This is a genomic window from Vibrio sp. THAF64 (assembly GCF_009363455.1).
Lineage (GTDB): Bacteria > Pseudomonadota > Gammaproteobacteria > Enterobacterales > Vibrionaceae > Vibrio > Vibrio coralliilyticus.
In genome coordinates, this window is sequence record NZ_CP045356.1 from 632970 (window position 1) to 647825 (window position 14856).

Genomic DNA, 14856 nt, shown 5'->3' on the forward strand with positions numbered 1-14856 from the left:
GCTAAGTACATCAGTTTATGCATATAGTTCCATTTCACCGCAGAGACCGACTATTGAGAGAGAAAAGTAATGACGTAGTTTGACTGCAAGGAGTAATGACACTCCACCTCTCGAAAACCCGTCTTAGCCACCAGCGAAGGCGATAAGTCCAGCCATATGCGCTGTTTGTATGGGTCAACACATTTAACCTGAGCACATTCAAAGCCGAAATACTCACCAATGTAGGGATAAAGCGCTTTAAACAGACTCTCTTTGGCGGAGAAGATGATTGTGGTGATGATATCGTTACTAAATGGCAGTGACGCCAGACGCTGCCACTCCCATACAGAACAAACGGAGCTGGATATCTCACGCACCACTTTGGTCACTAGCACTTTCTCAATATCCATTCCGATGTAGCGCCTGATGTTCTGAATAGCAGGAAGCACTGCACATGCAGCGATATCATCGCAATGGGTAATGGTACCTAAAATTCCGTCTGGCCATGTTGGACAGCGATTTGCCCCGACCCCGATCTGGACTCCGCTGGCAACCAATCCACCGCAAGCAGATATCGCCTGTCTGGCCGCATAACGACCCGCCAGAAACTCAGCTCGTCTTGAGCTTACCGCGCGGCCAAGTCCATCAGGACATCGAATCCTGAACTGCTTGAATAAGGCATCGTGATAAAGGCTTTGGTTAAACTGGCACACAAAAACACTCGCGCCATTGATTAGAAACCTTTGCTCCTTGTTGATAAACCGACCGCTTGTTTGTTCAGATAAATCACGCGCTCCCATTATGACGTCAATGTCAGGAAATAATGTAGCCATAATTACTGCCTCGTATCCACAGTAACAACCGCAGATAACCCATTGTCGACCTGAACCGCATCATCGAACACAATCTTAACCGGTACACGTTGCACCACTTTGGTAAAGTTGCCCGTCGCGTTATCTGGTGGTAGCAAAGCAAAGGTGGCGCCTGTAGCTGGCGATACGCTGTCGATTCGTGCTGAGAAGGTTTTCCCTGGATAGGCATCAATGGTGACATCAACAGACTGCCCTTTGTGCATGCGAGACTTTTGCGTTTCTTTAAAGTTCGCCAGAATCCACGGTGTACGATCAGAGACTATGCTCACCACCGATTGCCCCGGTTGCACCATCATACCGACTTGCAGGTTACGATTGCTGACCACGCCATCTATTGGAGCCACAATTCGGGTATAGCCCAATTCAAGCTTCGCCTGCGACAAACTGGCTGTGGCTTGCTTGACCATCGCGTCGGCCTGCTCTATTTCACTTTCCAGTACCGATAGCTTGTCTTGCTGGGTTTTCAGGCTGGCCTTAGCCTCAAGATACGCCGCTTCATCAACTTTATAGGCAGACGCGCCGTTGTCACGTTCACCTTTGGACACATAGTTTTGTTTCTCTAAAGCCTGCAAGCGCTTGTATTGCTGAAGTGAGTATTGATATTTGGCCTTCGCCGACGTCACCTTGCTCTGGTACTCTTCAATGGCACTTTTTTGCATCTTGTACGCCGCGTCCGCGTTCGACTGTTCCGCCTGACTTTGCGCCAAGGTCGCTTCAGCGAGCTGCTCTTTAATCACGAATTCGCGGTCATCCAACTGCGCCAGTAAATCGCCTTTTTTGACCTTCTGATTGTCCTTAATATTAATTTTTACCACTTCCGCATTGATGCGCGAACTGACGTTAGTAATGTCCGTTTGAACGTAAGCATTGTCGGTGGTCTGGAAAAAGCGCCCGTAGTAATACCAATAGGCACCGCCAGCCAGGACTAACAACATCAGTGGAATCAAAATCTTTATTATTTTTTTCATAGCACGACCAACCAATCAAAAAAGGCGAAGAGTATTAAACTCGAACCAGTTGTTTACCGAAGTGCTTCCCTTCCAATAGATCGACAAAGGCCTGCGGTGCGTTTTCCAATCCTTCGGTCACCGTTTCACGAAATTTGAGTTGACCACTTTCCGCTGCGGCGGTCAGCCAACTGATCGAGCTGGCATATTCATTGACCCACTCGGTCACCAGAAAGAATCGATTTTCCGGCGCACTAGGCAGTGAAGAGTAGAAGCGCGATAACGTCGAGGCATCCACATCTTTACCCTTGTTGTATAACGCTGCGCTACCACAGATTGGCACTCTAGCGCCTTCGTTTAAATGACGTGCAACCAAGGAAGAAATACGTCCCCCAACATTTTCAAAGTAGATGTCCACGCCGTTCGGACAAGCGGCTTCAATCTCCTCACCCAAATTGTCAGACTTGTAATTAACGCAGGCATCGAAACCCAGTTCATCGACCACATAACGACATTTTTCCTCACTGCCCGCGATACCGACCACTCGACACCCCGCCATTTTGCCAAGTTGACCGGCAACCGACCCCACAGCACCTGAAGCGGCTGACACCACCATGGTTTCACCCGCTTTAGGTTTGGCAATTTTGTTCAATCCAAAGTACGCCGCTCGACCCGGAGTTCCCGCCACACTGAGAAAGATCGTTGGCGATAGTTCCGTATCTGGCAATCGATAAGTCATGAAATCCGCATCGTTACCGACACAATATTTTTGCCAACCTGAAAAAGTGAACACCCTATCGCCGACCTGATATTTAGGGCTGTTACTTTCGACAACCTTGCCAATGGTTTCTCCCTGAATCACCTCACCCAGTTTGATCGGCTCTACATACGCAGTGTTTTCATTGAGGCGAGGTCGCGTATATGGGTCCATCGAAAGCCAAGTGTTTTCAATTAAAAACTCACCCGGTTTTAACTCGCCAATTGGCTGGTTGGCGATACGAAAATTGCCCGTTGTCGCGGCACCTTGGGGGTGGTTATCAAGCACAATTGATGGGTTAACTAGTTGATTCATAAAGCACCTCATTGAGTTTATAGTGTTGTAATTCGATACCAAGTCACCTGACGCCAAGTAGCTGGGGATTTATGCGCTTGCCTCCGATGACCAACGAAAGCCGGGCCAGTAAAAACTGAAAGCAATCATCGCCAGCGTCAGTGGCCAGGCGCCAATGAAAACGAAGTAGTCAGCGTAATCCGGCATATCACGGGAGCACTTAATCACGAGTAACGCTTTCACTGCGTAGGCGAGAATCCACACCAGAGAAATCTCCTGCCATACTTGGGCGTATTTTGGCGAGCCATAGACAGGCAACTGCATCAAACGAGGGAGCGCATTTTCCGCCTGAGTACGAACCACTGGGCGGCCAATCATCGAGTAGAAGCCGAACACGACGATGACAGACAGTGATCCGCCTACCGAAAGGAAGACGCTTTCTTGGTCAATCCCAAACAGGGTGTAACCATGCAGGTAAAGGTAATGAATAGTGCCCGAAACCAAAATCAAAGCGATAATGGACAGAGAACCACTTCGTTTGCTGAACAACTCCAGCAACGCGGAGTAACACGCGGTGACAATCAACGCCGCTCCTGCTCCTACTCCCCAGAATGTCAGGTTGTAAATCAGAATGGGCACTATGATGGTCATTCTTGCTTCTGAAGACAGCAGATAGCTCCAGACACTCATTGATGTTTTATCACTCATGCTGTTTCCTCTTTTTTCAGTTGAAACTGGAAATCACGGTTTGAACACAACACCATGATGGCGGTGGCGAGCATCATGATTCCCATGATCATAAACAGGTCGTTAAAGGCCATGATTTGCGATTGAACTGCCATTCTTTCGCCCAGAATGCTCACCGCAGTTTGTTGGACATTGGTGCTATCAGACGGCAACCCCTGATTGACCAGCAGATTCTTTACCTCACCCAGATAGTGATAAAATTGCTGACTACCTGTCAGTAAGGTGGATTTGATGGAGTCGAGGTGGAAATCGATCCGAGTAGTGAAATAGGTCGACAGTACTGCGGTTCCCATTGAGCCACCCAGACTGCGAAATACGTTGATTAACACTGCCGATGAGGCCGCATCTTCCGCTTTAATATTCTGGGTCGCCAGCATGGAGAGTGGCACCATGATAAACGGCTGGCCTAACGCACGAACCAACATCGAGGCGACCATCTGCGGTCCGGCAAAATCAGCATTCATATGGCAATCCATAAAGGCACTAATGGCCAAACCAACGAAACCGATGAAAATAAGATACTTGGGGTTATAGCGACGAATGAGAAATGGGATCATCGGCAAAATCACCAGCTGCGGCAGCCCCATCCAGATAACAACATGACCAATTTCTGTCGCGTTGTAATCATGAATCATCGTCAGATAATACGGCACTAGAAACAGCGTGCCGTAGATAGCTGAGCCCAACATGGCAAAAATGAGCAAAGCATAGGAATACTGATATTCCTTAAACAGGCGAATGTTAATCAGCGGGTTGCGATGTACGATCTGGTCATAAACAAAAATCACAAAGCTGATGGCAGAGAGCACCGCCAGTACGCAAATCATGCGTGAATCGAACCAATTTTCATCGCCACCTTTTTCCAGAATGACTTCCAGTGTACCGAGAAACATCATCACCGACACAACGCCAACAAAGTCGCCCTGACGAATGATTTGCCAGTTAATAATGGGATGCTTCATTGAACGTTGAATCAGTGCCCATGCCACGACTGACGGCAAAACATTGACGTAAAAGATCGCGTGCCATGAAAAGTGTTCAGTGAGCCAACCGCCGATCGCCGGACCTATCGCTGGAGCGAAAGTGGCAATAATACTGAATAACGACATCCCCATTGGGCGCTTTTCTAGCGGCAGGATTTCAATGATCAAACGGAAAGACAGCGGAATCAATGCGCCACCACAAAAGCCCTGCAAAGCGCGAAATACAATCATCGAGTCCAGATTCCACGCCATTGAACAAAGCAAGGACGAGCCGAGAAAACCGCCGATACACCATAAAGCGTAACGACCCGTTCCCAGCGCTTTTGATAGCCAGCCACAAAGTGGGATCGCAACAATCTCAGCCGTAAAGTACGACGTCATCAGCCAAGAGGCGTCATCCAGGGACGCAGACAGCGCCCCCTGAATGACTTTCATCGAGGAGTTAGTGATCTGGATGTCCAGAATTGCCATAAAGCCACCGATGAGGCCACCAATGATGGCCCACCACTCCTTCCTTGAAACGACGACTTCGCTTTCCGGTTTTGAAAGTGCGATCGTACTCAAAGCAGCCCCTCCTGTAGACGACTCGCCAAGTCACCAATGTGAGGCGCGTTCATCATGGAGATGTGATCTCCCTTAGCAGGCAATACGGTCAGAGGCTGCTCGCTGAATGCCTGCCAACCCAGCCCAGATTCTTTCAATCGCGTACGGCCAGCTAAGATCTCTTCTGCTTCCGCCACGATAACAGGACCAGAATATCGCTGCCCCTGATATTCATCTGTCGCATTCATGTGAGCCTGAAGAATGGCGAGAAAATGCTGGAAGTCCTCAGCGCGGATATTATCCGGCACCAAATTCGCTTTACGAAAGCCCGTCAGGAATACCTGTGTTCTTTCCGCTTGTGACATCTTGGCCAGTTGTGGGCCCGAGGTATCAAAAGACGTTCCGGTAAATAGCTCTACCTTGTGAACAAAGTAAGCAAGACGCTCATGCTCAGCCATAGTGGCACTGTTATCGACGTTCACTTGAGGGGCTGGTTGGTCAAAAACCAAAACCTTCGGCTGATTTCCGGTCAAGGCCTGAACCTGACACGCCATCTCAAAAGCGATGGTGCCTCCCAGTGACCAACCTCCGATGATCAAATCAGAACGTTCTGTCAGTTCGCCGAGCTGATTCACGTAGTGCTCAGCTAACGTTGACACTTGGCGGTTGTACTCAGCTAGCCCCTGAAAATCAGCCACCTGAACACCGTAGACCGGATACTCTTTACTCAACCCCTTCACTAATTCGTCGTAACAAAGCACATTGCCACCGGCAGGGTGAATCAGAAGTACGGTCGGCTTCTGCTGTGGGTTACCTTGATTGAGCATCACAATCGAAGAACCGTATTCAGCGTTATCGGATACCTGTTCAATCAGTTTGCCAAGTCGAGCAACACTGCTGTTTTCCAGTATCTGGCCGAGGGTCAATGTAGTAGAGAACGCTTTATTCACTTCAATCAACAGCTTCAATGCACTGATGGAATTTCCCCCAAGATTGAAAAACTCGTCATCAATACCGACCTGTTGAGTGTTCAAGGCTTGCTGAAACAGCGTCAGCAAACGAGCTTGCGTTTGATTGTTCGGAAGGGCAGAAGCCGATGTCTCTGGATTCCGTTTAGCCGCAGGTAACGCCTGATAATTGATTTTTCCGCTTGCGGTGATTGGCATAACGTCGAGCCACATCCATACTTCTGGCTGCATGTAAGCGGGTAATAGCTGTCTCAGTTCCGCCTTAATCCCTTCCTGATCGCCAGTTTCACCAGCAACGACATAAGCGACCAAACGGTTGGTGTCCGCGGTATGCTGCTGAACAACCGCCGCACGTTCAACATTAGCAATCTGGCCTAAAGCCTGCTCAATCTCGGCCAACTCAACTCGATAGCCACGTACTTTGACCTGACGATCCAAGCGACCAAGATATTCAAGGTTGCCATCCGCTAACAGGCGGCCTTTGTCACCAGTACGATACAGACGCCCACCCGGTAAGTACGGGTGGGGAACAAAGTGACGCCGTGTTTGCTCATCGAGGCCAAGGTATCCAGAAGCGAGCTGCGCTCCGCCAATAAAAATTTCACCGGGTACGCCAGCAGGAAGCAGTTGTTGATGAGCATCGAGAACCAGTACATGACTTCCATCGAGGGCCTGACCAATAGGCGCAACCTGATAACCCAAATCCGCAATGTTGTCGGGAATCGTCAATGTCGTCACGCCCACCGTGCACTCGGTTGGGCCATAGTGATTGACTATCTGGCAGCTTGGTTTGAGCGCTTTGACTTTCTCAATCAGAGAAACAGGTAAACGCTCACCGCCAAGTACCAATGTTTGCTCCGGAAGCAAATGCTGCGCGTTCGGGGCATTCAACAACGCAGACAAATGTGTCGGCGTGATTTTCATGCAATCAAGAGGTTTATCTTTTAGATAATTGGCGAGTTGTTCAGGGCTTTCCAGTAGGCCATTGGTCACTATCTCCAGCTCGCCTTGCCCGACCAACGCTGGGAATAGCATGGTATGAGCCAGATCCGTGGAGAAAGACGACATTAAGCCATATCGCGCTCTGTGAGTTTGTTCGAGTACCGGAGCAATCGCTCGGCAATAGTGGCTGAGTTGGGAATGGTGAACACACACACCTTTTGGTGCCCCTGTACTGCCAGAGGTATAAATGATGTACGCTGGTCCATCGCCAAAATCATCTGGCGGATTAGTGCGTGTTGGTGAAGTGTTACTCGTATCTGTGTTCAGAATGTCGACCCAATTTAGTGAAGATTGTGTAGCCAGTGCTTTTAAAGCAATGGGTACTTCACCTACGAGTAAAACACGCTTAACTTTAGCATCGTTTAAGATGAAGCCGATTTTAGATTCTGGCAGATTGATGTCGATAGGAAGGTAGCAACCACCCGCTTTCAGAATGGCTAATATCGCTACCACACTATGCTCACTTTTTTCCATCAGTATCGCGACGGGCTCACCGTGACTCATACCTTGCGAGGCCAGTTGTGCTGCCAGCTGATTGGCGCGCTCATTAAGAGCGGCGTAGCTCAGTGTACGGCCTTCACAACGTACTGCCACGTCTTCAGGGCAAGCTAGCGCCTGTTGCTCAAATTGCTGATGAACCGGCAACGTTTGACTTGCCTCTGCCGATAAACACGTTTTAAGTAGAGACTGACGTTCATCTTCTGTCACCAATGACAAGGCTTGAATCGATTGCTGTGGGTGCTCAACCAATGCGGTCAATATGGTATGTAAATCGCGCAGCATTCGCTGCACGGTGGCGCGTTCAAACAATGCTGTACTGTAGTTGAATGTGCACAACAAACCGTCGCCGTCTTCCTCAATCCATAAGTTGAGATCCAACTTAGACACACCGTAATCGACTTTGAGTGGCGAATAGCTAAACAAGGTATTGGTTCGCGAATGCGGATAAACCTGATAAGTCAGCACAGCCTGATAAAGCGGGTTAACACGTGCATCTCGCGAATAGTCGACAACATCGAGAATGCGATTAAACGGCACGTTCTGATAGGCAATTGCCTCTTCGCTCTCGGTTTTTGCTGCTTCTATCACAGCCGAAAGAGGCAAATCATCATTGAGATTAAAGCGCAGTGGTAGCGTGTTCATGAACAGCCCCATCATTTCCTGCGTCTGGGCGTCACTACGATTGGCAAAAGGCACACCAATCACAATATCGTTCTGACTACTGTATTTATGTAGGAGTAACTGGTAGGCCGCCAGCATCAAGTGAAAGGTAGTTGCCCCCTGTTTTGCTGCGCAAGACTGAAGCTGGTGACAGAAGTCAGCATCAAGTGGATGGCTGACATAGCTTCCCTCAAAATTGAGCGCATCCGGACGAGGGTGATCGGTTGCCAGTTCCAGCACACCTTGAACGCCACTTAGCTTATCGCGCCAGTAGTTCAGCCCCTGTTCGTACTTACCGTCTTCAAGCCAGCGGCTTTCCTTTAAGGCGTAATCGGTAAATTGCGCTGCATGATCTACCGCCTGACCAAAATAGGTGCTCATAAACTCTTTGAAGCACAAGCTGACGGTCCAACCATCTGAAATAATATGATGGAAGGTCAGCATGATGATGTATTCACCCGGCTGAGTTTTTGCCATTCGCCAGCGAAACAGTGGTCCGTTAGTCAGGTCAAAATTCTTTCTGCCTTCTTCACGAGCGACTCGCATGACCCACTGATTTTTATCCGCTTCTGGCATGGCAGTAATGTCATCAAAACCAAAATCAAAACTGGGCAGGTTGTCGATGCACTGGCAAGGCTCGCCATCGACCACTCGGATCGTGGTGCGGAATATGTCGTGATTATTGACCATTTTCGTCAGAGCGCGTTCGACTCTGTCTGGCTCGAACTCGTGATCAATGTGACAAGTGATCGCCAATGGGTTGTTATAGGCTTTATTGTCTTCGAGGAACTGATCCAGTGTCCAAATGCTCTTTTGCGCATTGGTGAGAGGGAATATTTTGCGTTTTGGTTCCGTTGTTGAAGAACGGCTCTCTTCCATGAGCTGCGCTTTTTTCTGTTTTTTCTCTCTGGCGAGCCTTTTCAGCTCTTCGAGTCCCATAGAGTTCAAAATCTGATTCGTTTTCGTTGTCATAGCCGTGCCCTTTTACCATTTGGAAGATTTGGCTGCCGTTGCGACAGCCTGAAGGTGATGAACTTCCCGGGCTAATGCCCGGGGAAATGGGCGCTATTCGCTCTGAAGAACAGATTCAAACGCTTCGATGATCAGGCCAGACAGCCCTCTTACAGTTTGATCCTGATAGAAGAGATCCACTCGAATATCGACTTCAAACTTGGCTGACACTTTTGACACAATTTGCACCGCCAACAGCGAGTTACCGCCAAGCTCGACGAAATTGTCATCAACACCAATACCTGAAATGCCTAGAATCGACTGCCAGACTGCAATGATCTCTTTTTCGATATCGTTTTCAGGTGCCACATACTCAACAGAGAGTTCTGGACGGGCGTGCCCTTGGCTCACTTCCGCTTCCAGCTCTGCCAGCTGTTCATCTTCCTGTTCAGGAATCGCTTCGTAGATAAGCTGACCCAGATCACTGGTCACCACGACCAGTTGCTCAAACTCTAGGTGTGCAAGCTGTCGTTTCAGTGCATCCAGCCCTTCGTAGAACAAAATGTCCTTGTCGGAGACATCGACGGTAACCTGAGCTACAGCAGACGCTGGCGCAGAAGCAGCAACCTGATTCTCGGCTTTCATACGCACTAGTGTGTAGTTCTCCAGAACCATTAACGGCTTGCTATCAGCAGATAGGAAGACCACATCCAAGATGATGGTGCTGTCTTCCGCCTGATAAGGCTGCTTGAGTTTGATGTGCGCGTAGCAGTCTCCATCAAGCGGTGCCAGATAGCTGATCTTGCCGTAGCTGATTGGCAGGTAGTTGTCTGTCGTGATCAGGTTGATACAGCGAATGGATACCGAATCAATCAGTGCCGGGTGATACGGGTACTGTTCAAAATCACTCTGGAACTGAGCATCGAGATCTTTATGGATCAACCACTCACCCTCACCTTGCCATGCACACTTAGGACCATTCCAACGCTCACTGAGCGACAGGAAGGTTTCACCCGTCACGGCATTGACGTAATCCTTGCCGGTTAAGTCATCAGGCAGTTTGTTAATGCAGCGTGACTGAATCGCTTCAAGTGAATCTACAGCGGCAAGACTCTCTTCACTCTCGACACCGCGGCCAAGGTTGCCCAGCGCATGTTCGTCCCACTCGATGTCACGGACACCGCGGCTACGAAGGCTAAAGCTGTAGCCCGCGCCTTCACTGCGTACATACAGGCGCATTTCACGTGGCCATGCGTTGTGGTAAATCGCCGGTTTGGTCAACAGCAAGTTCTTAACCTGAAGCGCTTCCTGAGGCTTGAAGTGATTCATCAGGGTATGCAGCATCGACAGTATTGTGGTACCAACCAAGGTCGGTTGATTCGACAAGCTATGTTCGTTGAGTACCCAGTCGTTTCGCACATCCAGATTGACTCGATATTCTTCTTCCATACCTTTACGGCCGAGCAGCGTAAGCAGCCCTGTTTGTTCTAGGGGCGCTTCGTTGGCTTTGTTTTTCTCATCCAACTCACGAGCCCACTGAACCGCCATGCCGACATCACCCCATTTACCCCAGTTGATTGCAATGGTGCGACCGTTTCGATTCTGATTACGGTAGCTGGCAAACACATCCATAAAGGCATTACCAGAACAGTAATCAATCCGAGCTTCATCACCGACAATCGAGCTGATGGAAGAGAACAGCACCATGAAATCAGGCTGGCTGTCTCTGGTCAGGTCATCGAGAATCAGGCTGCCGAGGATTTTCGGCTCCAGAACGCTGGCACAATCTTCATCTGACTTGAGCGGAATGATGCCACCACCCGCAATACCAGCCGTGTGGAAAATGCCATCAAAGCGATCATAGCGTTCAAACACTTCCGACATAGCGACATAATCACAGACGTCCACATTGACTAGGTCAATGGTGTTACCTTGCTCTTCAAGACGCAGGATGCCCGCCAGTTTTTCACTCATTGGATCATCGACTGGGTGATTCTGAATCCAGTCATTCCATTGCTCGCGTTCAGGCAGACGACTGCGATAAGTCAGAACAAGCGTCGCATTGCTCATTTCCGAGATGTGGCCGGCCACCAGCATACCAAGACCGCCCAATCCACCAGTGATGAGATAAACGCCATCATCTTTGAATTGCGCTGGTAAGCCTGGTTCTTGCTGTTTTAAGTTAACCGCCTGATAGTCTTCCTCCCAGCGACAACCACCTCGATACGCCACCAGTTGGCCGTCAGTGTTAATACTGCTCTCAGCAATCAGACAACGTGCCGCTTGCTCTGCTGTCCACTGGCCGGATTCATTCGCTAAGTCCGCAGGCCAGTCGATATCGACTAAATGACACTGAACATCAGGGTACTCGTGGTAGAACACACGCGCAGGCCCGACCAACAGTGCTTTCTCAGGTGCGTAAACTCGCTCCCCAGATACACTGAAGATATTATTGGTCACCAACAGCAGGTGAAGATTATCCAGCAAGTTTTCATTCACTAACGCCTGTTGCAGGTACAACGGGCTGTAGAAAGAATCCAACTGGTGTTCACGGCACAGTTCAAGGTCGACATCACCTTGCTCAGGAGAGAGGTTCCACAGATCAACAATACGAACCGGATTCATCTTTTGAGCTTTGATTGCCTTAAGCACTCGGATGTAGTCTTCACGAGAGGTAGGGTCAATGACAAAGCTCTTCGCGCTGTCGCTGGTGACGACATTCTCCTGATAGCAGACGCCTTTGAACACAGTCACCACTTGCTGGCCTGATGCCAGAAGCTGAGCATGCAGCTGATCAGCCACACCATATTCGTCAGCGAAAACCACCCAACAATCATTTTCATCTTGAGTTTGCTTGCTCGGCATGAAGTCAGCAGGAATGGTTCGCTTCCACGCAGGCATATAGAACCAGTCACCAACATCGGTTTTCTTGCGTTTCAAACCGGCTTCCGCACTGTTGCTTGATAGGCTTTCAGCAATACCTGTTTTCAGTTCAGGCAGTTTGAATTCATTTCGCTCGAACGGGTAGCCCGGCAGAGGCAGGCGACGTCGGCGCTCACCACCATAGTAAGATGACCAGTCAATCTCGACGCCGTGCGCCCATAAAGCACCAAGCATTGAGATGAAATACTCACCGGAAATCTCTACTTCTTTGGCCGTAGGCAAAGAGGAGAAGATATCGGCATTCGAACCATCTTCTTCACGGAAGTGTTGCTTCGCCGCAGACTCCAAAGAACGGCCCGGCCCTACTTCTAGTGCCACGAAGCCATCCTGATGATCGGCCATCAAGGTTTTGAATGCATGCGAGAACAGCACAGGATTTCGCACATGACGAACCCAGTAGTCGCTATCCTGCGCTAGTTCGTCACTGATCCATTCGCCATTTACTGAAGAGACGAACGGAATCTGCGGCGCATTCAGTTCAATGCCATCGATCACGTCTTTGAACGCTGGCAACATAGGATCCATCATGCTTGAGTGGAAACCGTGTGACGTATCCAAGTGCTTGCAGAAGATGCCTTCTTCTTCCAGCTCATACTGGAACGCTTTTATCGCTTCAAGCTCACCCGCCACCACACAGAGCTCTGGGTAATTGACCGCCGCGATATCCAGTTCACTGTTTGATAAGCGCTCAGTAAGCTCAGCTTCTTCCATCAGAACCGCTAACATTGCGCCCGCCGGCAGAGCCTGAACCAACTTGCCACGAATCGCGACAGCTTTGAGCGCATCTTCAAGCGAGAACACACCCGATAAGCATGCTGCCACGTACTCACCGACACTGTGACCAATCATCACATCTGGCTGAATGCCCCATGACATCCAAAGCTGAGCAAGGCTGTACTCAACAACGAACAACGCAGGCTGGGTGAATTGAGTTTCGTTGATACGAGCCGCGGTTTGATCATCTTGCGGGAAGATAATCTCACGCAGATCCTGTTCTAGAATTGGCAGCAGATATTCGCAGCACTGATCCATCGCCTGCTTAAACACCGGATACGTCTGGTAAAGATCGCGAGACATATTCGGATATTGGTTGCCCTGCCCCGGGAACATAAACACCATTGGTCGCTTGGATTTGTTTCCAGACACAATCTGAGAAGGCTTAGCCAGCGCTTCAATGATTGCCTGACGATCATTGCCAACCACCGAGGTGGAAAATTCGAACTGTTTGCGGCCTACCTGCATGGTGTACGCCACGTCCGCAACATCTGCATCTGGGTTATCTGTCAGGTAACTTGCTAGACGCTTCTTCATCTCATTCAATGCGTTACGACTGCGAGCTGAGAACGGGATCATGAGTGGCGAGTTATGCGCATCACCCGGTTGAGTCTCGGGCGCCGCTTCAAGGATCACACAAGCATTAGTACCTCCGACACCAAAGGAGTTGACCAAGGCATTGTTTGGCTTGTCCTGCTGCTTAAATGCCGTCAGTTCGGTGTTCATTACGAACGGGCTGGTTTCAAATTCAATGTTAGGATTCGGCTCAGCATAATGCAGCGAAGCTGGCAGCTGTCCGGATTCCAATGCCATTGAGGCTTTAATCAGACTGGCAACGCCCGAGGCAGCATCGGTGTGGCCGATGTTAGTTTTGACTGACCCTAAACGACAGAACTGCTCTTTATCCGTGAAGTGGCGGAAGGTTTGCGACAAAGACGAAAATTCAATCGGGTCGCCCAACGCTGTCGCCGTACCATGCGCTTCAACAAAGCGGATGTTTTCTACATCAATATCGGCGTTGGAAATCGCCTGCTTCGCGACTTCAACCTGCCCCTCAATGCCCGGTGCCGTGAATCCCGCTTTGAGGCTACCATCATTGTTGATTGCCCCACCTTTTATCACTGCGTAGATGTGGTCGCCATCTTTGACTGCATCCTTAACACGCTTAAGCAGCACAGCACCAACACCGCGGCTAAACACCGTGCCATTGGCACGAGAATCAAACGCGTAACAGCGTCCATCCGCTGACTCCATACCACCTTGCATGTATTTGTAGCCGCGGCGCTCCGGTGTATCGATAGACACACCACCAGCAACTACGAGGTCACTTTCACGGCTTAATAGGCTGTTAATCCCCATCACCACAGCCACCATTGCGGTTGAACAGGCCGTCTGCACATTCACGCTTGGCCCTTTTAAGTCCAGCTTGTAGGAGACTCGCGTTGTGACATAGTCTTTATCGTTATTGGTCACAACAGACGCGCCACTGGCAAACTGACTGACGCCCGGATGGGAATGGACTTTGTTTAAATGCCACGCTGTGCCTGTACCGCCAAAAACACCCACTTTGCCCGGATAACTCGAAGGCACGTACCCCGCATCTTCAAAAGCATGCCAACTGCTTTCCAGAAACGCACGGTGTTGAGGATCCATGATTTCCGCGTCACGAGGAGTAATATCAAAGAAGTGCGCATCGAAATGTTGCGCGTTGCCGAGAATACCTCGGCGAGGAATGTAGTTGGGTGAGGCAATCAATTCTTCATCGACACCCGACTCGCGAAGCTCTTGTTCGCTAAATGTTGTGATGGTTTCCAGCCCTTCAGCGAGGTTCTTCCAGAACGTCGTGATGTCTTCTGCACCAGGGAATCGGCCTGACATGCCAATAATAGCTATATCTTTATCGCGCAGTGTTGCTTGGTCTTTCATATGCTACCT

Annotated in this window: 7 protein-coding genes; all 7 read right to left on the bottom strand. The window is 49.7% G+C overall.

Annotated elements, in window-relative coordinates; translation table 11 throughout:
- Positions 1–50 precede the first annotated feature (50 nt).
- On the bottom strand, positions 51–812 hold the full coding sequence (locus tag FIU99_RS19475; protein WP_152472502.1) for a 4'-phosphopantetheinyl transferase: 762 nt from the start codon (positions 810–812) through the stop codon (positions 51–53).
- 2 nt (positions 813–814) lie between these two features.
- A complete protein-coding gene (locus FIU99_RS19480; RefSeq protein ID WP_152472503.1) occupies positions 815–1819 on the bottom strand; it encodes an HlyD family secretion protein in 1005 nt (334 codons plus the stop codon).
- Positions 1820–1853: 34 nt separating this feature from the next.
- Positions 1854–2870, bottom strand: coding sequence for an NADP-dependent oxidoreductase (locus FIU99_RS19485; protein ID WP_040121343.1), 1017 nt, complete (start codon positions 2868–2870; stop codon positions 1854–1856).
- Positions 2871–2939: 69 nt separating this feature from the next.
- Positions 2940–3557, bottom strand: a complete 618-nt coding sequence (locus tag FIU99_RS19490) for a hypothetical protein (RefSeq protein ID WP_095664210.1) — start codon at positions 3555–3557, stop codon at positions 2940–2942.
- Positions 3554–5143 (bottom strand): MDR family MFS transporter, encoded by a 1590-nt coding sequence (locus tag FIU99_RS19495; protein WP_152472504.1) that lies wholly within the window; start codon positions 5141–5143, stop codon positions 3554–3556. The genes FIU99_RS19490 and FIU99_RS19495 overlap by 4 nt, the downstream gene beginning before the upstream one ends.
- The gene (locus FIU99_RS19500) at positions 5140–9225 is read right to left on the bottom strand and encodes a non-ribosomal peptide synthetase (RefSeq protein WP_152472505.1); all 4086 of its coding nucleotides are present in this window, start codon (positions 9223–9225) and stop codon (positions 5140–5142) included. The genes FIU99_RS19495 and FIU99_RS19500 overlap by 4 nt, the downstream gene beginning before the upstream one ends.
- Before the next feature lie 93 nt (positions 9226–9318).
- Positions 9319–14847 (bottom strand): type I polyketide synthase, encoded by a 5529-nt coding sequence (locus FIU99_RS19505; RefSeq protein WP_152472506.1) that lies wholly within the window; start codon positions 14845–14847, stop codon positions 9319–9321.
- Positions 14848–14856 lie beyond the last annotated feature (9 nt).

Bases quoted from the DNA above. Each gene is read 5' to 3' on its own strand.
- FIU99_RS19475 (WP_152472502.1), bottom strand. From the start codon at position 812: ATGGCTACATTATTTCCTGACATTGACGTCATAATGGGAGCGCGTGAT.
- FIU99_RS19480 (WP_152472503.1), bottom strand. From the start codon at position 1,819: ATGAAAAAAATAATAAAGATTTTGATTCCACTGATGTTGTTAGTCCTG.
- FIU99_RS19485 (WP_040121343.1), bottom strand. From the start codon at position 2,870: ATGAATCAACTAGTTAACCCATCAATTGTGCTTGATAACCACCCCCAA.
- FIU99_RS19490 (WP_095664210.1), bottom strand. From the start codon at position 3,557: ATGAGTGATAAAACATCAATGAGTGTCTGGAGCTATCTGCTGTCTTCA.
- FIU99_RS19500 (WP_152472505.1), bottom strand. From the start codon at position 9,225: ATGACAACGAAAACGAATCAGATTTTGAACTCTATGGGACTCGAAGAG.
- FIU99_RS19505 (WP_152472506.1), bottom strand. From the start codon at position 14,847: ATGAAAGACCAAGCAACACTGCGCGATAAAGATATAGCTATTATTGGC.